Origin of the sequence: Streptomyces sp. NPDC051180, assembly GCF_040689545.1 — a bacterium.
Taxonomy (GTDB): Bacteria; Actinomycetota; Actinomycetes; order Streptomycetales; family Streptomycetaceae; genus Streptomyces.
The window spans coordinates 506,091-529,449 of sequence record NZ_JBFBBC010000002.1; the positions used below are offsets into that span (position 1 = coordinate 506,091).

The following is a 23,359-nucleotide window of genomic DNA, read 5'->3' on the forward strand; positions in this document are numbered from 1 at the left end:
CCTGCTACTTCCAGTCCTTCAGGAGCTTGCGGTAGCCGTCACCGGTGGTCTTGGCACCCGCCTCGGGGGTGGTCTGGCCGGTCAGGACCTTGGTGTACTCGGTGACGAGCGGCGCGAAGAGGCTGCCGGTCTCCGGGATCCAGGGGCGCTCGACGGCCTTGTCGACGACCGGCTTGAAGAAGGTGATCATCTCGTTGGTCGCGACGTCCGGCTTGATGTAGACGGACTGACGGGTCGGGAGGAGGCTGAGCTCCTTCGCGATCGTCGCCTGGGTCTCGACCGAGGTCATGTACTCGGCGAAGGCGTAGGACGCGTCGAGGTTCTTCGAACCGGCGTAGACGGCGAGGTTGTGACCGCCCTGCGGGGCGCCCTGTCCGGCGGAACCGGCCGGGACCGGGGCGATGCCCAGGTTCGCCTTGTCCGCGAACTCCTTGCCGGCGTAGGTGTCGGAGACGGCCCACGGGCCGTTGATCATCATGGCGACCTTGCCGTCCTTGAAGGCCGTCTGCATGTTGTTCCAGCCGTCGGTCGCGTCCGTCTTGGCCGCGCCGGAGTCCACCAGGTCCTTGACCGTCTTGAACGCCTTCACGCCGGCGGGGCTGTCGACGGTGACCGTCTTCTTCTCGGCGTCGACGAGGTCGCCGCCCTCGCCGTAGAGGAAGGAGAGGAACCAGTAGGCGTCGTCGCCGCGCAGGTAGAGGCCGGTCTTGCCGGTCTTCTTCTTGATCGTGGCGGAGACGGTCTTCAGGTCGGCGATGGTCTTGGGGACCTCGACGCCGGCCTCCTTGAAGATCTTCTTGTTGTAGAAGATGCCCATGGAGTCGATGACCTGCGGGACGGCGTAGGTCTTGCCCTTGTACTGGGTGGAGGCCGACGCCTGCTTGAGGAAGTCGTCCGCGTCCTTGAGGGCGGGGGTGCCGTCGAGGGGGGCGAGGTAGCCGAGGTCCGCGAACTCGGGGGTCCAGGCGACCTCGGAGCGGATGACGTCGGGGGCGCCGGAGCCGGACTGCGCGGCGTTCTTGAACTTGTTCTGCGCCTCACCGAAGGGCACGTTGACGTACTTGACGGTGACCTTGGGGTGCTTCTTCTTGAAGTCCTCGGCGACCTTCTTGAAGACCTTGTCCTCGGAGCCGACCGTGGACGTGTCCCACCAGGTCACGGTGCCGGAGAGCTCGCCCGAGCCCTTCGCGCCGCCGTCGTTGGAACCGCCGTCACTACCGCACGCCGCCAGGGTCACGCCCAGGGCCGCGACCAGCGCGGTGGCCGCTATGCCACGCCGCATGTGAACTCCTTCGATGATCCCGGGGAGACGAGGGGCTGGAACCTTCCTCATGCGACCGCTCCCTCGCGGCGCTCCGGGTTGCCAGGAACGTAACAGGGATGAAAACGAGCCGAAAGAGCTTGCGTGGATTTTCTGCAAGGAACGGCGATCGTTACATCCGCGTGTCCCGAAGGTTGCCGACGGGCCGCTTGACAGGGTCCGTATCGGGCATCTCGCACGCGAATCGACCTCACTCGCCCCGGTCGCCCCCTCGAAAGGCACCCGCAAACCCTGCAAGACCTTGCGCAAAGGCTCGAACCTTGCGGTCGGGTCCGGGTGCGGGGAACCGGTGGGAAATACGCGCTGTGACCGGTACAGTCCTTTCCCATGACCGCGCGGCTCTCCGACATCGCAGCCCAGGCGGGGGTCAGTGAAGCCACGGTCAGCCGCGTGCTCAACGGCAAGCCCGGCGTGGCGGCGGCCACCCGCGAATCCGTCCTCGCCGCGCTCGACGTGCTCGGCTACGAGCGTCCCGTACGCCTCCGCCAGCGCAGCGCCGGCCTCGTCGGCCTGATCACCCCCGAACTGGACAACCCGATCTTCCCCGCGCTCGCGCAGGTGATCGGGCAGGCCCTGACCCGGCAGGGGTACACGCCGGTCCTCGCCACCCAGACCCCCGGCGGGTCCACCGAGGACGAGCTCACCGACATGCTGGTGGAGCGCGGCGTCGCCGGCATCATCTTCGTCTCCGGGCTGCACGCCGACACCACCGCCGACATGACGCGCTACGACCAGCTGCGCGGCAAGGGCGTCCCGTACGTCCTCCTCAACGGCTTCTCCCCCAAGGTCCAGGCGCCCTTCGTGTCGCCCGACGACCGGGCGGCGATGCGGCTCGCGGTGACGCACCTGGCGGCGCTCGGCCACACCCGGATCGGGCTGGCCGTCGGACCGAAGCGGTTCGTGCCGGTGCTGCGCAAGATAGAGGGCTTCCAGAAGGGCATGGAGGAGCGGTTCGGCCTCGGCCCGGAGGAGTCCGAGCAGCTGATCCAGCACTCCCTCTACACCCTGGAGGGCGGCCAGGCGGCCGCCGGAGCGCTCATCTCCCGCAGCTGCACGGCGATCGTCTGCGCGAGCGACATGATGGCGCTCGGCGCGATCCGGGCCGCCCGGCAGCAGGGGCTCGACGTGCCGAGGGACGTCTCCGTCGTCGGCTTCGACGACTCTCCGCTCATAGCCTTCACCGACCCGCCGCTGACCACCATCCGCCAGCCCGTGCAGGCGATGGGCCAGGCCGCGGTCCGGGCGCTGCTGGAGGAGGTCGGGGGCACCCCGGCCCCGCACTCCGAGTTCGTCTTCATGCCTGAGCTGGTCGTTCGCGGTTCGACGGCCTCAGCGCCGTCCCCCGCGCGCACTCCTTCCTGAGACGGAGGGGGTGCGCCCCGCACCCGACCGAGGGATGATCAGTCGGGGGGTGGGGATCTGGCAGACTCTCTCCCTATGGGTGAAACGACCGTGAAGAGTTTGGACGACCGGACGACCCCGTCGTCACCCATGGTGGCCGACGGCAGGCTGTCGCGCCTGCGCGCGCGCACGCCCCGGCGCCCCACGATCTGGTTCGAGATCCTGCTGATCGCGGTGAGCTACTGGACCTACTCCCTCATCCGCAACGCGGTGCCGGAGCAGAAGGCCCAGGCGCTCAGGAACGCCGACTGGATCTGGCGGGCGGAGGAGTCCCTCGGGCTCGCCTTCGAGCACGCCGTGAACCACGCCGTGAACTCGGTGACCTGGCTCATCGTCTCGATGAACTACTACTACGCGACGCTGCACTTCATCGTGACCATCGGTGTGCTGGTCTGGCTGTACCGGTGGCACCCGGGCCGCTACTCGGCGTTCCGGACCGTCCTGTTCGCCACCACCGGTGTGGCCCTGGTCGGTTACTACCTGTATCCGCTCGCGCCGCCCCGGCTCATGAACGGCCAGGACTTCGTCGACACGGTGCTCGTCCACCACACCTGGGGCTCGATGGCCTCGGGCAACCTGAAGCACGTCTCCAACCAGTACGCGGCGATGCCGTCGATGCACATCGGCTGGTCGCTCTGGTGCGGAGTGACGATCTTCCTGCTGGCCAAGGCGCCCTGGGCGAAGATCCTCGGCCTGCTCTACCCGGCGGCCACCCTCGTCGTGATCGTGTCGACGGCCAACCACTTCTGGCTGGACGCGGTCGGCGGCATGATCTGCCTGGCCTTCGGCTTCGGCGTCTCCTACTGCTGGTACGGCTCCCGGCCGCACCGGCTGCCGCGGCTGGTGGAGCCGGCCGGTCCCGTCCTGCGGGGCGGTCCGCCCCCGGCGGGGACGGACCGCGGGAGCGACGCCGAGCGGCAGGTCAGCTCCGGTAAGTGACGCGGCCGCCGGCGACGGTGAGGCGGATCGGGGCCTGGCCGGCCTCGTCCGCCGGGGCCTCGACCGGGTCCACCGTGAAGGCGGTGAGGTCGGCCCGGAAGCCGGGGGCGATCCGGCCGGCGAGCGTCTCCTCCCCCGCGGCGAGCGCCGCGTGCGTGGTCATCCCCTCCAGCGCCATCAGGCCGGTCAGTCCGTGGCGGGCCGAGGCGGCGCCGCGCGGGGCGCGGGCGGTGGCGAGGACCTGCCGGGCGTCGTAGTGGGCGATGGGCCAGTCGGAGCCGAGCGCGAGGTGCGCGCCGGCGTCCCGCAGGTCGCGGCAGCGCCAGGCGCGGGCGGCCCGCTCCTCGCCGAGGCGCCGTGACCACTCGTCGGTGTGGTCGGCGCGCGTGTACGCGGTGTGCGGGGGCTGCATCGAGGCGACGACGCCGAGCGCGGCGAAGCGGCCGAGCTGGTCGTCGGGGACGGTCTCGATGTGCTCGATCCGGTGGCGGGGGCCGCCCGTGCCGAGTCCCTCGACGGTGTCGAGGACGTGGCGGACGGCGGCGTCGCCGATGGCGTGGGTGGCGGTGCCGACGCCGGCGCGGTGGAGCCGGCCCACGGCGGCGGAGTACGTCTCGGGGTCCGGCCAGAAGGCGGCGGTGCCCTGTCCGTGGCAGTCGGCGTGCTCCAGCCAGGCGGTGCCGCCCTCGACGGTGCCGTCCATGAAGAACTTCACGCCGCCGACCCTCCACATGCGGCCGGCCCGCTCCTGGAGCCGTACCAGGGCGTCCAGCTCCTCCGCGGTCGCGCCGGGCATGCACCAGGGGGCCAGCCGGAGGCGCAGCGGCAGGTCGCCGTCCTCCTCCAGGGCGCCGAGCAGGCCGGGGACGTCGTGTCCGCCGAGGTCCATGACGTGGGCGGAGGTGAGGCCGGTGGCGGCCATGCCGGCGAGCAGTCCGAGGAGCCGGGCCCGGCGCTCGGCGTACGGCTGGGCGGGCAGGACCGGGGTCATCAGGTCCATGGCCGCGTGCTCGACGAGGTGCCCGGTGGGGCGGCCGTCGGGGCCGCAGACGATCTCGGAGTGCTGGGCGAAGGCGCGGGGGCCCTCGATGCCGGCGGCCTTGAGGGCGTTCGCGCTGGCGAGGACGGAGTGGCCGTCGTAGAGCCGCAGGTGGGCGGGGGCGCCGTCGAGGACGTCGTCGATCAGTTCGTGGTGGACGGGGCGTCCGCCGAAGGCGTTGTGGTCGAGGCCGAAGCCGAGGACCCAGCCCTCGTGGCGTTCCGCGGTGCGCAGGGCCGCCCGGAGTCCTTCGAGGTCGGCGACGCCGGACAGGTCGGTGCCGGTGAACATCTCCAGGCCCCACACGGGGTGGCTGTGGGCGTCGGTGAGGCCGGGGGTGAGGGTGGCGCCGGCCAGGTCGACGGTCTCGGTGCCGGGTCCGGCCCAGGCGCGGGCCTCGGCGTCGGTGCCGACGGCGGTGATCACTCCGCCATGGACGGCGACGGCGGTGTGGCCGGTGGGCCCGGGATCGCGGACGCGGGCGTTGACGAGGACGAGGTCGGGTGCGGACACGAGGGGTCTGCTCCTTCGGTGGCGGGTTCGGCGGCGAAGCGGGCGTAGGTCTCGGGGCGGGTGCGGCGGAGCCGGTGCGCGAGGACCAGGCCCAGGAGGAAGACGGCGGGGACGAGGGAGACGAGCACGGTGTTGACCGTGGTCGAGGCCCCGGTGAACAGGTCGACGTTGGCGGTGACCAGGCCGATCGCCCCGGCGAGCAGGACGAAGGCGACGACCGGGGCGACGACGGTGCGCAGGGCGCCCTCCCGGTGGTCGATCCGCCGGAAGAAGCAGGGCACGGCGAGCGCGGCGAGCAGCTGGAGGACCATCAGGCCGATCATGCCGGGGGTGTTCACCCAGAGCAGGAGCTGCTGGTAGGGGTCGGCGCCGGCCAGGGCGAAGGCGAGGACGACGGCGGCCCCGAGGACGGTCTGGAGGGCTCCGGCCACGTACGGGGAGCGGTGGCGGGGGTGGATCCGGCCGAGCGCCGGGGGCAGCACGCCCTCCTCGGCGAGGGAGAGGGTGTAGCGGTTGATGGCGTTGTGGAAGGCGAGGAGCGAGGCGAGGACGCTGGTGATGATGAGCAGGTGCATCAGGTCGGCGGCCCAGGCTCCGACGTAGGTGGTGATGGCGGCGAAGAAGAGGCCGCCAGGGTCGTCGGCCGCCGCCTGGACGACCTTGTCCTCGCCGAACGCCTGGATCACGGTCCAGACGACGAAGGCGTAGAAGAGGCCGAGGAAGGCGACCGCGATGTAGGTGGCGCGGGGGATGGTGCGCTCGGGGTTCCGGGCCTCGCGCCGGTATATGACGGTGGACTCGAAGCCGGTGAAGGCGGCGAAGGCGCAGGCCAGGACCGCGGCGGTGCCGCCGGTGAGGACGTGCCCGGGGGCGAGGCCGGCGAGGGAGAGGCCGTGGGCTCCGCCGTCGAGGAGGACGCCGCCGGCGAGGAGCACGAGGATGCCGGTCTCGGCGACGAGGAGGACGCCGAGGACCTTGGCGCCGAAGTCGATGGAGCGGTAGCCGCCGTACCAGACGAGCAGCAGGCCGGCGAGGGAGACGGGCAGCCAGGGGACGTCGTGGCCGAGGGAGGCGGCGGTGTCCGAGGTGGCGGAGCCGAGCAGGCCGTAGACGCCGATCTCCATGCCGTTGTAGCCGAGCATGGCGACGAGGGCGGCGGCGATCCCGATCGGGGTTCCGAGGCCGCGGGTGATGTACGCGTAGAACGCGCCGGCGCTGCGGACGTGGCGGCTCATGGTGGTGAAGCCGACGGCGAAGACGGTGAGGGTGAGGCCGGCGAGGAGGTAGCCGACGGGGGCGCCGATGCCGCCGAGCAGGATCGCGACGGGCGCGACGCCGGCCATGACGGTGAGCGGTGCGGCGGCGGAGACGACGAAGAAGGAGATGTCGGCGGTGGTGAGGGTGCCGGTTCTCAGCCCCGGGGGCTCGTCGGGGGTGGGTGTGGACATGGCGGGGGAAGCCTTTCCGCGACAGGAAACCTAAAGGCTTTCGGTTTGCGCAATGTAGCCTCGCGTTCATCGATTCGGGAAGACCTGGACAGGGAGTGACGCTTCATGGGCCGGCCGCGCAGACCCCTCCTCGACCGGGAGCGCATCGCCACGACGGCGCTCGACATCGTCGACGAGCAGGGCGAGTTCAGCGTCCCGCAGATCGCCCGCCGCCTCGGGGTGCAGACCGCCTCCGTCTACCACCACGTGGACGGCCGGGACGGGATCGTGGAGCTGCTGCGCGAGCGGGTGGCCGCCGGCATCGACGACGCCTCCCTCGACGCGGAGCCCTGGGACGCCGCCCTCACCGCCTGGGCCCGCTCCTACCGGGCCGCCTTCGCCGCGCACCCGCGCGCGATCCCGCTGCTCACCACCTCGCCGGTCCGCGCCCCGAAGGTCCTCCGCCAGTACGAGAAGGCCGTCCGCCGGCTGCTCGACACCGGGTTCGCGCTGCCGGACGTCATGCCCGTCATCATCGCCCTGGAGAACCTCGTCCTCGGCTCGGCCCTCGACCTGGCCGCCCCCGAGGCGATGTGGGAACTCCCCGACGAGACCGCCACCCCCCACCTCGCCCGGGCCCTCGGCGCGGTCCCCGAGGGCCGCGCCGACCAGGCGTTCGAGCTGGCGCTCACGGGATACCTGGCGCACGTCCGGACCCTGCTCGACGGCGCGTAGCCGACGGCGCCGCACCACCTCCCGGCGGCGGCTCCCCGCCCGGGCCGTGCACGTGCCCGGCCCGGGCGGCGGGCCTATCCTGGGGCTGTGCGGCCTCCCGGGCGCCTCGCCGATCACGCAGCGCAAGGGCACCGCACAGGACTCCGCACGGCTCCGGCCGCACCCGCAGGCACTCCTCACCCGGAGCGGGAGGCACAGGATGCGATTCCACCGGACAGGGGCGTCCGCCCTCGGCGCCGCGGTCCTCCTGGCACTCGGCGCCTCCACCGCCACCGCGGCACCGGCCGTCCCCGGCCCCGGAGTTCTCGTCGCCGGCTACGCGCCCGCCGAGACGGCGCCGGATCTGACGGAGCAGCGGTTCCTGGAGCGCAACGAGGTCCTCGAAGGCGCGGCCGCCCACGCGAACGCCCTCATCGGACTCCCCCGCGACGTACCGGTGACGGCCCAGAGCTGCGGCGAGATCAACGCCTTCTACGACCCCCGGAGTCAGGGCATCGCCTTCTGCTACGAACTCGTCGGCCACTACCGGGGGATCTTCGACGCGCAGAACACGGCCGGCACCGAGGCCCAGCGGAGCCGGGCCACCGAGGACGACCTCATCGGCATCTCCAACAGCGTCGTCTTCCACGAGTTCGCGCACGCCCTGATCGACATCTACGACCTGCCGGCCACCGGCCGCGAGGAGGACGCGGCCGACCAGCTCGCCACCCTCCTCCTCGCCGGCGACCCCGTGCACCAGGGGTACGCGGTGAGCGCCATCGAGGCATGGGGCGCCCTCGCCGCGAGCAGTTCGCAGGGCGAGCTCGGTGCGCAACTCCCCGACGAGCACTCGCTCGACGCCCAGCGGTACTACAACGCCATCTGCTGGCTGTACGGCTCCGACCCGGCCGCCTTCCAGGGCGCGGTGCGCACCGACGCCAACCCCGACGGTCCGCTCCCGCAGAGCCGGGCCGCCGGGTGCCCGGAGGAGTTCGCCAAGATCGACCGGGCCTGGAGCACCCTGCTCCAGCCCTATCTGAAGGGCTGAAGCGGTGCCCGGGGCCCGGGGCTACGCGCCGTAGAACAGCTCCTCGACGACGGCCCTGGCCCGGCGGGTGATGCGCCGGTAGTCGTCGACCATCTCGCCGACATGCCCGGGTGCATACCCCAAGTACCTTCCGACCGCCGCGAGTTCGCGCGGTTCGGAGGGGAAGGTGTCGCCGGGCCGGCCGCGCACCAGCATCACCGCGTTGCGGACACGGGTGGCGAGCACCCATGCCTCGTCCAGCGTCTGCGCCTCCTCGGTCGGGATCAGACCGGCCGCGTGCGCGGCGGCGAGGGCCTCGCGGGTGCGGGTCGTCCGCAGTCCGGGCTCCGCCCAGCCGTGCCGCATCTGGAGCAGCTGGACCGTCCACTCGACGTCGCTGAGGCCGCCGCGGCCGAGCTTGGCGTGGAGCGTCGGGTCGGCGCCGCGCGGCAGCCGCTCGGACTCCATCCGGGCCTTGAGCCGACGGATCTCGCGGACCGCGTCCTCGCCGAGGCCCTCCGCGGGATAGCGCAGCGGGTCGACGAGGTCGACGAAGCGGGCGGCGAGGTCCATGTCGCCCGCCATGGGAGCGGCGCGCAGCAGGGCCTGGCTCTCCCAGACCAGGGACCAGCGGCGGTAGTACGCCGCGTACGACTTCAGGGTGCGGACCAGGGGGCCGCTCTTGCCCTCCGGCCTGAGGTCCGCGTCGATGAGCAGCGGCGGGTCGGTGGTGGGGAGCTGGAGCAGCCGGCGCATCTCGGCGACCACCCGGTTCGCCGCCCGGGCCGCCTCCTGCTCGTCGACGCCCTCGCGCGGCTCGTGCACGAACAGGACGTCGGCGTCGGAGCCGTAGCCCAGCTCGTGGCCGCCGAAGCGGCCCATGCCGATGACCGCGAACCGGGTCGGCAGCGTCTCGCCCCACTCGGCGCGGACGGCGGCCCGCAGGGCGCCGGCGATGGTCGCCGCGTTGAGGTCGGTGACGGCCTCCCCCACCCGGTCGACCAGGGCGCCCGGGTCGGGTTCGCGGGGGCTGTCCTCGGTGCCGTACGAGCCGATGAGGTCGGCCGCGGCCGTGCGGAAGAGCTCCCTGCGGCGCACCCCGCGGGCCGCCGCGACGGCCTGTTCGGCGTCGTCCGCGCGACCCACCGCGGCCAGCACCTCCTGCTCCAGGTGGTCCCGGCCGCGCGGCTTCAGCCCCTCCGGGTCGCCGAGGAGCGCGACCGCCTCGGGGGCGCGCAGCAGCAGGTCGGGGGCGAGGCGGCCGGCGGAGAGCACCCGGGCGAGGTTCTCCGCGGCGGCGCCCTCGTCCCGGAGGAGCCGGAGGTACCAGGGCGTCTTGCCGAGGGCGTCCGAGACGCGGCGGAAGCCGAGCAGTCCGGCGTCCGGGTCGGCCGAGTCGGCGAACCAGCCGAGCAGCACCGGGAGCAGCGTCCGCTGGATGGCGGCCTTGCGGCTGACCCCGGAGGCCAGGGCCTCCAGGTGGCGCAGCGCGGCGGCGGGGTCCTGGTACCCGAGGGCTTCGAGGCGCTGGCCGGCCGCCTTCGTGCTGAGCCGGATCTCGCCGGGGGCGAGCTGGGCGAACGCGTCGAGCAGCGGCCGGTAGAAGAGCTTCTCGTGCAGCCGGCGGACGACGGCGGCGTGCCGCTTCCACTCCTTGTTCAGCTCGGCGACCGGGTCGGTGCGCAGGCCGAGGGAGCGGCCGAGGCGGCGCAGGTCGGACTCGTCCTCGGGCACCAGGTGGGTGCGGCGCAGCCGGTAGAGCTGGATGCGGTGCTCCATGGCGCGCAGGAAGCGGTACGCCTCGTCGAGCTGGGCCGCGTCGGCCCGGCCGACGTAGCCGCCGGCGGCGAGCGCGGCCAGCGCGTCGAGGGTGGTGCCGCTGTGCAGGGTGGCGTCGCTGCGGCCGTGCACCAGCTGGAGGAGCTGGACGGCGAACTCGACGTCCCGCAGACCGCCGGGGCCGAGCTTCAGCTCGCGCTCGACGTGGGCGACGGGGATGTTGTCGACGACCCGCCGGCGCATCTTCTGGACGTCGGGGACGAAGTTGTCGCGCTCGGCCGCCTGCCAGACGAGCGGTGAGACGGCGTCGATGTACTGGGCGCCCAGCTCCGGGTCGCCGGCCACCGCGCGGGCCTTCAGGAGGGCCTGGAACTCCCAGGTCTTCGCCCAGCGCTGGTAGTAGGCCAGGTGGGAGGAGAGCGTGCGGACGAGGGGACCGTTGCGGCCCTCGGGGCGGAGGTTGGCGTCGACCGGCCAGATGGTTCCCTCGACCGTGGTCTCCGAGCAGATCCGCATCAGGTGGGAGGCGAGCCGGGTCGCGGCCTGGATCGCCTTGCCCTCGTCGGCCCCGTCGACGGGCTCCCCGACGAAGATCACGTCCACGTCGGAGACGTAGTTGAGCTCGTGGCCGCCGCACTTGCCCATGGCGATCACGGCGAGCCGGCACTGGGCGGCGTCGGCGGGCGCGGCGGACCGGGCGATGGCGAGCGCGGCCCGCAGGGTCGCCGTCGCCAGGTCGGCGAGTTCGGCGGCGGCCTGGGCGACGTCGGTGGTGCCGCACACGTCACGGGCCGCTATGGCCAGCAGGCAGCGGCGGTAGGAGACGCGCAGCGACACCGCGTCGTCGGCGTCGGCGAGGCCCTGCTCGAACTCGGCGATGCCCGGGTGCAGGTCGACCGCCTCGTAGGTGACGAGGGACTCCCAGTCGCGGGGGTGCCGGGCCAGGTGGTCGGCGAGGGCTTCGGAGGCGCCGAGGACGCCGAGGAGCCGGTCGCGGAACGGCTTGGCCGAGAGCAGCGTGGTCGTGAAGGTCTGCCGCTCGGTCTCGGGCTGCGCCTCGGCCAGCCGGACCAGGCCGCGCAGGGCGAGGTCCGGGTCGGCGGTGGCCCCGAGGGAGTCGAGGAGGACGGAGTCGTCGCGCAGTGCGGAGAGCTCCGGCGCGTCGAGGAGCTCCTCGGCTCCCGAAGGGTCGGTGAACCCGTGCCGCAGCAGACGTGAGAACGTACTGCTCCTGCGTCCCGGCACCGTCATTCCGCCGCTCCCTCCGAGCAGGTCAGCCCCGAGGACCGAGCCTATCCGGCGCGGGGGCCGCGGGCGTCCCCGACCGACGGTCACCTCGCGTCGGAGTCCGGCCGGTCGGGCGCGGACGTGGCGCACGCCACGGCGTCCCACGCGTGAGATCGCGCACAAAGATCTCTTTCCGGGCGAATGAACCGTAAGTCTAGAAGGTCCGTCTTGCTGCACGCGGGAGCCTCCCGCCCTCGACGCGGGGTGTTCCCGTCGAGGCAGGCGGGACCACGCCTCGCCCAGCCCAGCCTCGCCCCGCCCCGCCCCGCCCCGCCCGTCAGTGAAAGCGCCGCCGCACATGTCTGTCCGCCCCCGCCGCCCCTCCCGCCGCAGAATCGTTTCTGCGGCCGTCGCCACCACGCTCGTCGGCGGCACCTTCGCCGGTCTCCTCTCGGTGACGACGGCGAAGCCGGAGGGACCCTCGGCGCCGCCCCCGGCCCACGAGGCCAAGGCGCCCGCCGCACCGGCGCGGACCCCGCAGCCCGCCACCTCCGTCGTCCAGATCGTCGCCCACCCCGACGACGACCTGTTCTTCATGAACCCGGACATCGCCCAGTCCCTCCACTCCGGCAGCCCCCTGGCCTCCGTCTACCTCACCGCGGGCGAGTCCGACGGCGTCAACGCCCGCCCCGTCGACGCCGCCGGCGCCGCCCCCGACAAGGCCGGCTACGCCGAAGCCCGGCAGAACGGCATACGCGCCGCCTACGCCGAGATGGCCACCGGAAGCCGCACCGCCGTCTGGGACCGGACCGCGATACCCACGGCCGGAGGCGCCACCGCCGAGCTGGACACCCTGCGCGCGCAGCCCCAGGTCAAGCTGGTCTGGCTCCAGCTCCGCGAGGCCGGCTCCATCAGCGACGACCGCCCGGAGAGCCTCAACGGCCTCTGGCACGGCCGGATCGACGCGCTCGCCTCCCAGCGCGCCGCGGGCACCCCCGTCACGGCCGACTTCACGTACACGAAGGACCAGGTCGTCGCCACCGTCGCCGGGCTCCTCCAGCGTTTCCGGCCGACCTTCGTCCGCATGCAGGACCCCACCCCCGGCACCTGGCCCGGGACCCGGGGCAAGCTCCGCGACCACCAGGACCACCTGTACGGGGCGCGGTTCGTCCAGGCCGCGCTGGCCCGGTACGCGGACACCCCCGGGCACCCCCACGTCGGCGTCCAGAACTACCTGGGCTACCCGACCAGCACCCTGCCGCACACCCTTGACCCCGAGACGGCCGGGGCGAAGCTGCGGACCCTGGAGACCTACGCCTGGACGGACGGCGTCAACGACTGCGGGACCACCGCCGGATGCGGCGACCTGAAGGTGGCCGCACGGCCCGGCGGACGGGGCTGGACCCAGACCGTCCGCTACGCCCGGTCCACCTCCACCTCCTGGGTGCAGCGCGACCCCGACGGCGGGCTCCACGCCTTCGCGGTCCTCGACGGACGCCTCGCCGCCTGGCGCAAGCCGGCCGGCGTCGGCGCCTGGCGCGGACCGGAGCTGCTGCCCGGCGACGGCCTCGACAGCGGCGTCACCTCCGTCGCCCTTCCCGACGGCCGTACGGCGGTCTTCGCCACCCGCACCACGCTCGGCGGCAGCGCCTCCGCCTACCAGCGCGAGGTCGTGACCGCCGAGCAGGGCGCCCCCGGCGGCGCCTTCGGCCCCTGGCGCTCCCTCGGCACCCCCGAGCACGACGACGCGGACGGCACCTCGGACATCAGCGCGCCCGCGGTCACCGTCGGCACCGACGGCCGGGCCACCCTGCTCCTGCGCGACAGCGACCACCGCCTCACCGCCCGCGAGCAGCGCGCCGACGGCGGCTGGGGTCCGTGGCGGACGCTCGGCGGCACCGAGGTCTACGGCGACCCGGTGGCGGCGACCGACGCCACGGGACGCGGGTACGTCTTCGCCAGCACCCCCGACACCGTGCTGACCTGGGCGCAGCAGCGGCCCGGCGGCCCCCTGACCGGACCGGTGCGGACGGGACTCCCGCCGACCACCCTGGCGCTGAGCGCGAGCCCCGCACCGGACGGCGACGGCGTTCGGCTCTGGTTCCGCAAGCCGGCCTCCGGCGACCTGCGCAGCGCCGACTTCTCCGGCGCCGGCCCGATCTCCCCGGTCACCGAGCTGCCCGGCTCCGGCGTCGCGGGCTTCGGCCCCGTCAGCGGCGGCGACGGCCTGCTCGCGGTCCGCTCCCGCACCGGCTTCCTGGCGACCGCCCCGCACGGCCGCGCCGCGGGCGCCCCTCCCGAGTGGACGCTGGAGAAGTTCCTCTTCGCCGGCGCGCCCGACGCGGGCACCGACGGGGTCGCCGCCATCGGCCTCGACGGCCGCCTCCACTGGACGCCCGCCGTCCGCTGACCCGTTCCGGGTGCGGACCGCCGTCCCGTGCGGGAGGGTGGCCCCCATGAACTGGACCCTGGAAGTCGTGCCCGTCCCCGTCACCGACCTGGACCGCGCCAAGGAGTTCTACGGCGGGAAGTGCGGCTTCACCATCGACCTGGACGACGAGGTCGCCCCCGGCGTCCGCATCGTCCAGGCCACGCCGCCGGGCTCCCGCTGCTCCGTCGCGCTGCTCGGCGGCATGCCTCCCATGCCCGGCACCAAGGAGATGGCGCCCGGCACCCTCCACGGCCTCCAGCTCTGCGTCACCGACATCGACGCCGCCCGCACCGAGCTCGTCGGCCGCGGCGTCGACGTCTCCCCCGTCATGCACGTCGGCGCCACGGGCTGGGAGGAGGGCAAGGGCGGCACCTGGAACTCCTTCATGACCTTCGAGGACCCCGACGGCAACGGCTGGGTCGTCCAGGAGGCCCCGACGGAGCTGTCCGAGCGCTGAGGGGGGCTTCTAGAACGCTCGGTAGAAGTGGCGCAGCGTCTCGGACACCGCGACACACGGCATCCCGGCGGCCTCCATCACCCGGTGCGAGGCCGCGTTGTCCAGGTCGGCGTCCCCCTTCACCCCGGCGACGCCGGCCACCCGGGCCACTTCGAGCAGCGCCCGCAGCGCCTCCGAGGCGTACCCCTTGCCCCGGGCCGCGGGCAGCAGGCCGTACCCGACCGTGACGACCCCGGTCGCGTCCGGCGGCCCGTGGAACCCGATCCCCCCGACGGTCACCCCGTCGACCCGTATCTCGTACGGCCGGAACACCCCCGGGTCACCCCGCTCGGCCACTCCCCGCAGGAACCCGGTGGCCGACCGCACGTCCCCGTCCCCCGGGTACCCCTCCGCCCACCGGTCCTCTCCCCCCGCCTCGCGGGCGACGACACGCTCCGCCCCCTCGACGCTCAGCGGACACAACAGGAGCCGCACCGTGGCGACAGACGCGATCTTCACGCCCGCAGTCTGAACGGCCCCCACCAGCGGGGCAACGCAATTCCCGCCGACGGCACTCCCCCACTCCGGTCCGGCCCTACGGCACCGGCCCTTGACGCACACTGATCGCATGACGCAGACCCAACACCCGGCCCTCCGGCGCATGGGACCTTTGGCTGTCCTGACGAAGGGCCGACGGTCCGCGACCGTCGGCCCTGAGTCTCGGTTCCGGGTTCTGCCCGGTCCGACCTGCGCTTACAGCACCGGCAGGTTCTTGCGGAGTTCGAAGGCGGTGACCTCGGAGCGGTACTCCTCCCACTCCTGCTTCTTGTTGCGGAGGAAGAAGTCGAAGACGTGCTCGCCGAGGGTCTCGGCGACGAGTTCGCTCTTCTCCATGAGGGAGATGGCCTCGCCGAGGTTCTGGGGGAGGGGTTCGATGCCCATGGCGCGGCGCTCGGAGTCGGAGAGGGCCCAGACGTCGTCGTCGGCGCCGGCGGGGAGTTCGTAGCCCTCCTCGATGCCCTTCAGGCCGGCGGCGAGGAGGACGGCGTAGGTGAGGTAGGGGTTGGCGCCGGAGTCGATGGAGCGGACCTCGACGCGGGAGGAACCGGTCTTGCCGGGCTTGTACATGGGGACGCGGATCAGCGCGGAGCGGTTGTTGTGGCCCCAGCAGATGTAGGAGGGGGCCTCGCCGCCCGAGCCGGCGGTGCGGGAGGAGCCGCCCCAGATGCGCTTGTAGGAGTTGACCCACTGGTTGGTGACGGCGGAGATCTCGCCCGCGTGCTTCAGGAGGCCCGCGATGAAGGAGCGGCCGACCTTGGAGAGCTGGTACTCGGCGCCCGACTCGTAGAAGGCGTTCCGGTCGCCCTCGAAGAGGGAGAGGTGGGTGTGCATGCCCGAGCCGGGGTAGTCGGAGAACGGCTTGGGCATGAACGTGGCCTGCACACCCTGCTCCAGGGCCACCTGCTTCATGACCAGGCGGAAGGTCATGATGTTGTCGGCGGTGGAGAGGGCGTCCGCGTAGCGCAGGTCGATCTCCTGCTGGCCGGGCGCGCCTTCGTGGTGGGAGAACTCCACCGAGATGCCCATCGACTCCAGCATGGTGATGGCCTGTCGGCGGAAGTCCATGCCGACGTTCTGCGGGGTGTGGTCGAAGTAGCCCGAGTTGTCGGCCGGAGTGGGCCGGCTGCCGTCGAGCGGCTTGTCCTTCAGGAGGAAGAACTCGATCTCGGGGTGGGTGTAGAAGGTGAAGCCGAGGTCGGAGGTCTTGGCCAGGGCCCGCTTGAGGACGTAGCGCGGGTCGGCGAAGGACGGCGAGCCGTCGGGCATGAGGATGTCGCAGAACATGCGGGCCGTGCCCGGGGCCTCGGCGCGCCACGGCAGGATCTGGAAGGTGCCCGGATCCGGCTTGGCGATCATGTCCGATTCGTATACGCGGGCGAAGCCCTCGATCGCGGAGCCGTCGAAGCCGATGCCCTCGTCGAATGCCTGCTCAAGCTCCGCGGGGGCCACGGCCACCGACTTGAGGAAGCCGAGCACGTCGGTGAACCAGAGGCGCACGAAGCGGATGTCGCGCTCCTCGAGCGTACGGAGCACGAATTCCTGCTGCTTGTCCATTTCCACACCCATCCTCGCTGGTCAGGCCGCCTGCTCCCACCGCCTCGGCTACATCGGGGGGCACCTGAGCATCCCACCACATGGTTTCGCGCACGTTGCACACCCATACTGCCCGCTCGGGTGTGACACAGGTAACGGGGAAAGGCCGAATGCGGGTCCCCGTTCCCCCGTCCGGTGCTCGGGGTGCGCTGCCCGGTGGTACCCCGTTCGGCCCACGGCGGCCCCGCGCCCACTACGATCTGCGCCCATGGGGGCCCCACGGCTCGTACGCCTGTCCCACGACGCGCGTCCCATGGCACTGGCGAGTGCCGTGGCGACGCTCCTCGCCGCGCTCTTCCTCTGTCTGGGGACGGGGCCGGACCGGGAGGCGGCCCACCACGAGGGCAACGGGACCCCGCGGGCGACGACGGTCGTGGGCGAGTACGTCTGCCCGTACGACCGCGGTGGCTGCTCCCTCTTCCCCTCCCTCTCCCCCGCGGTGCTCAGCGCGCCCCCGCTCGATCCGCCGCTGCAGGCGGAGGGCGGGCTCCCTCGCCTCACGCCGTTCGCGGGCGAGGGCCCCGCGCTCCGTTCCGGCGCCCAGCCGCGCGCTCCGGACCTGCACGTCCTTCAAGTTCTCCGGACGTGACGGCGGCGGGCGCACCGCCCCCGCACGTCACGTGCACCCCCGAACTCCACCCCACCCCTGAAGAAGGACGACACCACCATGGCCGCCACCCGCTCCTCCAACGCCGACCGCCGCGCCCGAATAGAGGAGATGCGCCGCGCCGAGCAGGCCCGTGAGCGCCGCAACCGCTTCGTCACCATCGGCGTCTCCGGCGTCGTCGTCCTCGGCCTGGTCGGCTTCGGCACGTTCGTGCTGATGAAGAAGTCCGACGAGCAGGACGCCAAGGACGCGGCCGCCAAGGCCCCCATCGCGGCCGAGAAGACCTGGGACGCGAAGAAGCTGGGCCGCAACCACGTCGAGACGGCCGTGAAGTACGACATGAAGCCGCCGGTCGGCGGTGACCACAACCCGGTCTGGATGAACTGCGACGGCGTGGTCTACAAGGAGAAGGTCGCCGACGTGAACGCCGTGCACTCGCTGGAGCACGGCGCCGTCTGGGTGACCTACAACAAGTCGGCCTCCCAGGCCGACGTGAAGAAGCTCGCCGACAAGGTCGGCAAGACGAAGTACACGCTGATGAGCCCGGTGGACGACCAGGCCGGCGCGATCATGCTGTCCGCCTGGGGCAAGCAGGTGACCGTGGACGGCGCCGACGACCCGCGGGTCGACGCGTTCTTCACGAAGTACGTACAGGGTCCGCAGACCCCCGAGCCGGGCGCGGCCTGCACGGGCGGCATCGGTGCGGACGGCCAGGGCGGTGCGGGGATGGGCCAGTGAGGCTCAACCGCACGCAGGGCGCGGCGGTCAGCGCCGTCGCCCTGGCGCTGCTGTTCGCCGGGGGCGCCGTCACCGTCGCCTCCGCCGACCGCGAGGAGGCGCCCCGCACGCCGGACGCCGCCTCGGCGGACGCCGGCTTCGCACGGGACATGTCGGTCCACCACCAGCAGGCCGTCGAGATGTCGTTCATCGTCCGGGACCGGACGAAGGACGAGGAGGTCCGCAGGCTGGCGTACGACATCGCCAACACCCAGGCCAACCAGCGGGGCATGATGCTCGGCTGGCTGGACATGTGGGGGCTGCCGAAGGTGCAGTCCGGCGTGGAGCCGATGACCTGGATGGGCATGGGCGGTTCCGGTGACACGGGCCCGCTGGACGGCGCGCTGATGCCCGGCATGGCGACCAACGCCGACCTGGACCGCCTGCGCAGGGCGAGCGGCCGGGAGGCGGAGGTCCTGTACCTGAAGCTCATGACCGAGCACCACAGGGGCGGTGTCCACATGGCCGAGGGCTGTGTGGAGAAGTGCACCGTGGACGTCGAGCGCGGTCTCGCGCAGGGCATGGTCGACGCCCAGAAGTCCGAGATGGCGCTGATGGCGGACATGCTGAGGAAGCGCGGGGCCTGACCCCGGGCGGTGCCACGGCCCCCGCGACCCGTTGCGGTCGCGGGGGCCGTGGCGTCCGCCGACAATGGGTGGGCTCGGGGACTTCGTACGACGACGTTCGACGAAAGGTACGACCCCATGACCACGGCGAAGGACATCATGCATCCCGGGGCCCAGTGGATCCCGGCACACGAGACGCTCGACCGTGCCGCGCAACTGATGCGCAACCTGAACGTGGGCGCCCTGCCCATCGCCGACGAGGACGAACGGCTCTGCGGCATCATCACGGACCGCGACATCGTCGTCGGCTGTGTGGCCATGGGCCATGACCCGTCCAAGATCACCTGTGGCGAGATGGCCAAGGGCACGCCGCGCTGGGTCGAGGCGGGCGCGGACGTGGGCGCGGTCCTGGAGGAGATGCAGAGCCACCAGATCCGGCGGCTGCCCGTCATCGAGGGCAAGCGGCTCGTCGGCATGATCAGCGAGGCCGACCTGGCCCAGCACCTGTCGGACGAGCAGATCAAGTCCTTCTGCGCGAGCGTCTACGCCGCTTCCTGACCGATGCCGAGCACCGCCCGGGCGACCGCGTCCGGGCGGTCCCGCATGACCAGGTGTCCCGCGTGCGCGACCACTTCGAGGACCCGGGCGGTGTACGCGAGCGCGCCGAGCCCGAGCAGGGCAGCGGCGCGCGTGTCACTCCGGGGCATGCCGGGTCGAACGCCGGGGGGGGGAAGGTTCCCAGCGGTCGGGATGGATCCGTCCGGGTTTGCGGCGGGTGAGGCGCGCGCAGGGGACGAGCAGGCGTGCGCGGGGTCGCGAGGCGGGTCACGGAGGGATGTCGACTGACCCTCGCGGGCCGGAAAATCGCTGGCCAGAGCCTCACGTTCGGCTAACGTCGGTCCTTCGGATCAGCTCGGAGGACCCCGCATGACCACGCCCGCAGACCAGCCCGCCACGGACCCCTGGGCTCCGCCGTCCACGGACGCCTCCGGGGGACCGGAGGCCGCCGGGGCGCCGGCGCACGGACCGGACGCGCTCCCCGGGCCGGACGCGCTCCCGGGGGCCGGGACGTGGTCGGGCGCGGGCACGCCCCCGACTCCCCCGTACACCGCGACGCCCCCGTACCCCGCGACGCCCGTCCGCACCGGGCTCGGGGTCGGCGCGCTCGTCATCGGCGTCGTGGGGCTGGTGTTCGCGGTGATCCCGTTCCTCTTCTGGCTCGGCGGGATCATGGGCGTCCTGGCGCTGGTCCTCGGCATCGTCGGGTACGGACGCGCCTCCAGGGGCGAGGCGACCGACCGGGGCCAGGCGGTCGCCGGCATCGCGCTGGGCACGGTGGCGCTCGTCGTCGCGGTGGCGTGGACGACGGCCCTGTTCTTCCTGGTGTGGACGGTGGACGACGACGAGCGCCCCACCGACCCCCTCTTCTCCGCCTCGCCGGAGTACGCGGAGCCCACGCCGGGGCCGACGACGCCGTCGCCGACGCCGACGACCCCGGCGCCGCTGGCGTTCGGCCGGACGCACACGTACCCGGACGGGGTGAAGGTCACCGTCTCGGTGCCCGCGCCCTACCGTCCGGACGGGTTCGCCGCCGGGTACGAGAAGGGCGACACCGCGCTCCGGGTGACGATCACGATCGTCAACGGCAGCGACCGGCCGCTCGACGTCACGACGGCGCTGCCGGACGCGCGCGACGCGGAGGGCGCCCAGGCGAGCACGATCTTCGACGGCAGCAGGGGGACGGAGATGTTCCGGGGCACGGTCCTCCCGGGCAGGCAGGCCAAGGCGGGCTACGCGTTCTCGCTGCCGGCGGACGCGGACGAGGAGCTCCAGCTGGAACTGGCGCCCAAGCTCCTGGAGTACGACCCGGTGATCTGGACCGGTCCGGTGAAGTAGGGCGGCGGCCGGTTGCCACGGACTCCCCGCCCCGGTTCCCAGGACATAGCGTCGGTCTGACGATTACACTGGGCGGGTGCCTCAACTACGCCTCGCCCTGAATCAGATCGACTCGACCGTCGGAGACCTCGCCGGGAACGCCGAGGCGATCGTGCACTGGACCCGGCACGCCGCCGGGCAGGGCGCGCATCTCGTCGCGTTCCCCGAGATGGCGCTGACCGGATACCCCGTCGAGGACCTCGCCCTGCGCTCCTCCTTCGTCGAGGCGTCCCGGGAGGCCCTGCGCGGGCTCGCCCGGCGCCTGGCGGACGAGGGCTTCGGGGAGCTGCCGGTCGTCGTCGGCTACCTGGACCGCTCGGAGCGCGCCGCGCCGAGGCTCGGCAGGCCGGCCGGTTCGCCGGAGAACGCGGCAGCCGTCCTGTACGGCGGCGAGGTGGCGCTGCGCTTCGCCAAGCACCACCTGCCCAACTACGGCGTCTTCGACGAGTACCGCTACTTCGTGCCGGGCGACACGCTGCCGGTCGTCCGGGTCCACGGCGTCGACGTGGCCCTGGCGATCTGCGAGGACCTCTGGCAGGACGGCGGACGGGTCCCCGCGGCGCGCGCCGCGCGGGCCGGGCTGCTGCTGTCGGTGAACGCCTCGCCGTACGAGCGGAACAAGGACGACACCCGGCTCGAACTGGTCCGCTCGCGGGCCCGCGAGGCGGGGTGCGTCACCGCGTACCTGGCGACGACGGGCGGCCAGGACGAGCTGGTCTTCGACGGCGACTCGATCGTCGTGGACGCGGCCGGCGAGGTCGTCGCGCGGGCGCCGCAGTTCGTCGAGGGCAGCGTGATCCTCGACCTGGAGCTGCCGGCGGCCGACGCCGACGCGCCCGAGGGCGTGGTCGACGACGGGCTGCGGATCGACCGGGTGGTCCTCTCCGGGGAGCCGCTGCCGGCGTACGAGCCGGAGCTGGCGGGCGGCAGCGCGCACCGGCTCGACGACGACGAGGAGGTGTACTCGGCGCTGGTGATCGGGCTGCGGGCCTATCTCGCGAAGAACGGTTTCCGCTCGGTCCTGGTCGGCCTGTCGGGCGGCATCGACTCGGCGCTCGTCGCCTCCATCGCCTGCGACGCGCTCGGCGCGGACCAGGTGTACGGGGTGTCGATGCCGTCGAAGTACTCGTCCGACCACTCGCGCGGCGACGCGGCCGAGCTGGCCCGCCGCACCGGTCTCCACTTCCGCACGGTCTCCATCGAGCCGATGTTCGACGCCTACATGGGCGCGCTCGGGCTCACCGGGCTCGCCGAGGAGAACCTCCAGTCGCGGCTGCGCGGGACGACCCTGATGGCGCTCTCCAACCAGGAGGGCCACCTCGTCCTCGCGCCGGGCAACAAGTCGGAGCTGGCGGTGGGGTACTCGACGCTGTACGGCGACTCCGTGGGCGCGTTCGGGCCCATCAAGGACGTCTACAAGTCGGACGTCTTCCGGCTCGCGCGCTGGCGCAACCGGGCCGCCGAGGACCGCGGCCAGGTCCCGCCGATCCCGGAGAACTCGATCACCAAGCCGCCCAGCGCAGAGCTGCGCCCGGGCCAGGTCGACACGGACTCGCTGCCGGACTACGAGGTCCTGGACGCGATCCTCGCCCTGTACGTGGACCAGGACCGGGGCCGGGAGGAGATCGTGGCGGCCGGCTTCGACGACGAGCTGGTGACGCGGACGCTGCGGATGGTGGACACGGCGGAGTACAAGCGGCGCCAGTACCCGCCGGGCACCAAGATCTCGGCGAAGGGCTTCGGCAAGGACCGGCGGCTGCCGGTCACGAACCGCTGGCGGGAGTCGACGACCGGCTGACCTCCGGCACGGCGCTCGTACGGGGGCCTCCGGCCACGACGCGGGAGGCCCCCTCCGCCGTGCCGCCGGTGCGGTCCAGCAGCCCGGCGACGGCCGCGATCACCAGGCCGACGACGGTGAGGCCCGCTCCGACCAGGGCCGGGGAGGTCCACCCCCAGCCGGCGGCGACCGCCGCCCCGCCCGCCCAGGCGCCCCCGGCGTTGGCGAGGTTGAAGGCGGAGTGGTTGGAGGCGGAGGCGAGCGTGGGGGCGTCCTTCGCCTTGTTCATCACCAGCATCTGGAGCGGGGTGGTCGTCATGAAGCCGACCGCGCCGAGGACGACGACCGTGACCAGGGCCAGCCAGGGCACGTGGACGGTGAAGCGGAAGGCGACCAGGGCGAGGACGAGGGCCGCGAGCGAGCCGTACAGGGTGGGGCGCAGCGCCCGGTCGGTCAGCGGGCCCGCGGCGAGCGCCCCGCCGGTCATGCCGAGGCCGAAGAGGGCGAGGACGATCGTGACGGTGGAGTCGCCGAAGCCCATCACCTCGGTCGTCATCGACGCCAGGTACGAGTAGACGGCGAAGACGCCGGCGAAGCCGAAGACGGCGGTGAGCAGCCCCAGCAGCACCTGCGGCCGGCCGAGGGCGCGCAGCTCGCGGCCGAGGCCCTGGCGTTCGTCGACGGGCACGACCGGGACGAGGCGGGCGAGCGCGGCCATGGCGAGCAGGCCGATCGCGGAGACCACGAGGAAGGTGGCCCGCCAGCCGAGGTGCTGGCCGAGCAGCGTGGCGGCCGGTACGCCGAGGATGTTGGCGACGGTGAGGCCGAGGAACATGGTGGCGACCGCGCGCGCCTGCCGGTCCTCGCGCACGAGCCGGGCGGCGACGACCGCGCCGAGGCCGAAGAAGGCGCCGTGCGGGAGGCCGGCGAGGACCCGGCCGGCGACGAGCCAGCCGAAGCCGGGAGCGAGCGCGGAGGCGAGGTTGCCGACCGTGAAGAGGGCCATGAGCAGGAGCAGCATCCGCTTGCGCGGGATGCGGGAGCCGAGGGCGGTGAGCAGCGGGGCTCCGACGACGACCCCGATCGCGTACGCCGAGACGAGGTACCCGGCGGTGGGGACGGAGGTGCCGAGATCGTCGGCGACCTGGGGCAGCAGGCCCATCATCACGAACTCGGTGGTGCCGATGCCGAAGGCGGAGACGGCGAGCGCGAGCAGCGCCAGGGGCATGGGGAGAGCCTTTCCAGAAGATAGTTCTTCGACGGAACAAAGGCTCTCAGGTGATTTCTTC

General features: G+C 72.8%; 20 protein-coding genes. 12 read left to right on the forward strand and 8 right to left on the reverse strand.

Annotated elements, in window-relative coordinates:
- Nucleotides 1-4 precede the first annotated feature (4 nt).
- A complete protein-coding gene (locus tag AB0424_RS05720; RefSeq protein WP_366302489.1) occupies nucleotides 5-1,282 on the reverse strand; it encodes an extracellular solute-binding protein in 1,278 nt (425 codons plus the stop codon).
- Between the two features lie 366 nt (nucleotides 1,283-1,648).
- Between AB0424_RS05720 and AB0424_RS05725 the strand changes: the two genes are divergently transcribed.
- Together AB0424_RS05725 and AB0424_RS05730 are read left to right on the forward strand one after the other, a co-directional pair.
- Complete coding sequence (locus AB0424_RS05725) at nucleotides 1,649-2,683, forward strand: LacI family DNA-binding transcriptional regulator (RefSeq protein ID WP_366302490.1); 1,035 nt, start codon at nucleotides 1,649-1,651, stop codon at nucleotides 2,681-2,683.
- A gap of 75 nt (nucleotides 2,684-2,758) precedes the next feature.
- A complete protein-coding gene (locus AB0424_RS05730) occupies nucleotides 2,759-3,661 on the forward strand; it encodes a phosphatase PAP2 family protein (protein ID WP_366302491.1) in 903 nt (300 codons plus the stop codon).
- Here the strand turns inward: AB0424_RS05730 and AB0424_RS05735 are convergent.
- Entirely contained in the window at nucleotides 3,645-5,213 is a 1,569-nt protein-coding gene (locus tag AB0424_RS05735) for an amidohydrolase (protein ID WP_366302492.1), read from the reverse strand. The two genes, AB0424_RS05730 and AB0424_RS05735, sit on opposite strands and share 17 nt — an antisense overlap.
- Nucleotides 5,123-6,661 carry an APC family permease gene (locus AB0424_RS05740; RefSeq protein ID WP_366302493.1) on the reverse strand — a complete coding sequence of 513 codons (1,539 nt, stop codon included), beginning with the start codon at nucleotides 6,659-6,661 and terminating at the stop codon, nucleotides 5,123-5,125. The genes AB0424_RS05735 and AB0424_RS05740 overlap by 91 nt, the downstream gene beginning before the upstream one ends.
- A gap of 105 nt (nucleotides 6,662-6,766) precedes the next feature.
- Between AB0424_RS05740 and AB0424_RS05745 the strand changes: the two genes are divergently transcribed.
- Nucleotides 6,767-7,375: a TetR/AcrR family transcriptional regulator C-terminal domain-containing protein gene (locus AB0424_RS05745; RefSeq protein ID WP_366302494.1), complete on the forward strand. Its 609-nt coding sequence runs from the start codon at nucleotides 6,767-6,769 to the stop codon at nucleotides 7,373-7,375.
- A gap of 199 nt (nucleotides 7,376-7,574) precedes the next feature.
- Nucleotides 7,575-8,402, forward strand: coding sequence for a DUF4344 domain-containing metallopeptidase (locus tag AB0424_RS05750; protein WP_366302495.1), 828 nt, complete (start codon nucleotides 7,575-7,577; stop codon nucleotides 8,400-8,402).
- A gap of 21 nt (nucleotides 8,403-8,423) precedes the next feature.
- Here AB0424_RS05750 and AB0424_RS05755 read toward each other — a convergent pair whose 3' ends face one another.
- Entirely contained in the window at nucleotides 8,424-11,411 is a 2,988-nt protein-coding gene (locus AB0424_RS05755) for a bifunctional [glutamine synthetase] adenylyltransferase/[glutamine synthetase]-adenylyl-L-tyrosine phosphorylase (protein WP_366302496.1), read from the reverse strand.
- Between the two features lie 334 nt (nucleotides 11,412-11,745).
- On the opposite strand from AB0424_RS05755, the gene AB0424_RS05760 reads away from it, so the two are divergent.
- Together AB0424_RS05760 and AB0424_RS05765 are read left to right on the forward strand one after the other, a co-directional pair.
- On the forward strand, nucleotides 11,746-13,797 hold the full coding sequence (locus AB0424_RS05760) for a PIG-L family deacetylase (RefSeq protein ID WP_366302497.1): 2,052 nt from the start codon (nucleotides 11,746-11,748) through the stop codon (nucleotides 13,795-13,797).
- Between the two features lie 46 nt (nucleotides 13,798-13,843).
- On the forward strand, nucleotides 13,844-14,275 hold the full coding sequence (locus tag AB0424_RS05765; protein WP_366302498.1) for a VOC family protein: 432 nt from the start codon (nucleotides 13,844-13,846) through the stop codon (nucleotides 14,273-14,275).
- Nucleotides 14,276-14,284: 9 nt separating this feature from the next.
- Here AB0424_RS05765 and AB0424_RS05770 read toward each other — a convergent pair whose 3' ends face one another.
- Both AB0424_RS05770 and AB0424_RS05775 read right to left on the reverse strand, forming a co-directional pair.
- Nucleotides 14,285-14,773: a GNAT family N-acetyltransferase gene (locus AB0424_RS05770; RefSeq protein WP_366302499.1), complete on the reverse strand. Its 489-nt coding sequence runs from the start codon at nucleotides 14,771-14,773 to the stop codon at nucleotides 14,285-14,287.
- A gap of 234 nt (nucleotides 14,774-15,007) precedes the next feature.
- Nucleotides 15,008-16,369: a glutamine synthetase family protein gene (locus tag AB0424_RS05775; protein WP_073806877.1), complete on the reverse strand. Its 1,362-nt coding sequence runs from the start codon at nucleotides 16,367-16,369 to the stop codon at nucleotides 15,008-15,010.
- Between the two features lie 247 nt (nucleotides 16,370-16,616).
- On the opposite strand from AB0424_RS05775, the gene AB0424_RS05780 reads away from it, so the two are divergent.
- The 4 genes from AB0424_RS05780 (at nucleotide 16,617) to AB0424_RS05795 (ending at nucleotide 18,916) form a co-directional block, all read left to right on the forward strand.
- Nucleotides 16,617-16,997 (forward strand): hypothetical protein, encoded by a 381-nt coding sequence (locus AB0424_RS05780; RefSeq protein WP_366302500.1) that lies wholly within the window; start codon nucleotides 16,617-16,619, stop codon nucleotides 16,995-16,997.
- 78 nt (nucleotides 16,998-17,075) lie between these two features.
- Nucleotides 17,076-17,753, forward strand: a complete 678-nt coding sequence (locus tag AB0424_RS05785; protein ID WP_366302501.1) for a DUF3105 domain-containing protein — start codon at nucleotides 17,076-17,078, stop codon at nucleotides 17,751-17,753.
- The gene (locus AB0424_RS05790) at nucleotides 17,750-18,379 is read left to right on the forward strand and encodes a DUF305 domain-containing protein (RefSeq protein ID WP_366302502.1); all 630 of its coding nucleotides are present in this window, start codon (nucleotides 17,750-17,752) and stop codon (nucleotides 18,377-18,379) included. The genes AB0424_RS05785 and AB0424_RS05790 overlap by 4 nt, the downstream gene beginning before the upstream one ends.
- A gap of 117 nt (nucleotides 18,380-18,496) precedes the next feature.
- Complete coding sequence (locus AB0424_RS05795; protein WP_366302503.1) at nucleotides 18,497-18,916, forward strand: CBS domain-containing protein; 420 nt, start codon at nucleotides 18,497-18,499, stop codon at nucleotides 18,914-18,916.
- Here AB0424_RS05795 and AB0424_RS05800 read toward each other — a convergent pair.
- Complete coding sequence (locus AB0424_RS05800) at nucleotides 18,901-19,065, reverse strand: hypothetical protein (protein ID WP_366302504.1); 165 nt, start codon at nucleotides 19,063-19,065, stop codon at nucleotides 18,901-18,903. The two genes, AB0424_RS05795 and AB0424_RS05800, sit on opposite strands and share 16 nt — an antisense overlap.
- A gap of 220 nt (nucleotides 19,066-19,285) precedes the next feature.
- Here AB0424_RS05800 and AB0424_RS05805 point away from each other — a divergent pair, with 220 nt between their 5' ends.
- A complete protein-coding gene (locus AB0424_RS05805; protein ID WP_366302505.1) occupies nucleotides 19,286-20,254 on the forward strand; it encodes a DUF4190 domain-containing protein in 969 nt (322 codons plus the stop codon).
- Between the two features lie 76 nt (nucleotides 20,255-20,330).
- Nucleotides 20,331-22,091, forward strand: a complete 1,761-nt coding sequence (locus AB0424_RS05810) for an NAD+ synthase (RefSeq protein WP_366302506.1) — start codon at nucleotides 20,331-20,333, stop codon at nucleotides 22,089-22,091.
- Here the strand turns inward: AB0424_RS05810 and AB0424_RS05815 are convergent.
- Complete coding sequence (locus tag AB0424_RS05815; RefSeq protein ID WP_366302507.1) at nucleotides 22,057-23,298, reverse strand: MFS transporter; 1,242 nt, start codon at nucleotides 23,296-23,298, stop codon at nucleotides 22,057-22,059. The genes AB0424_RS05810 and AB0424_RS05815 overlap by 35 nt on opposite strands.
- Nucleotides 23,299-23,359 lie beyond the last annotated feature (61 nt).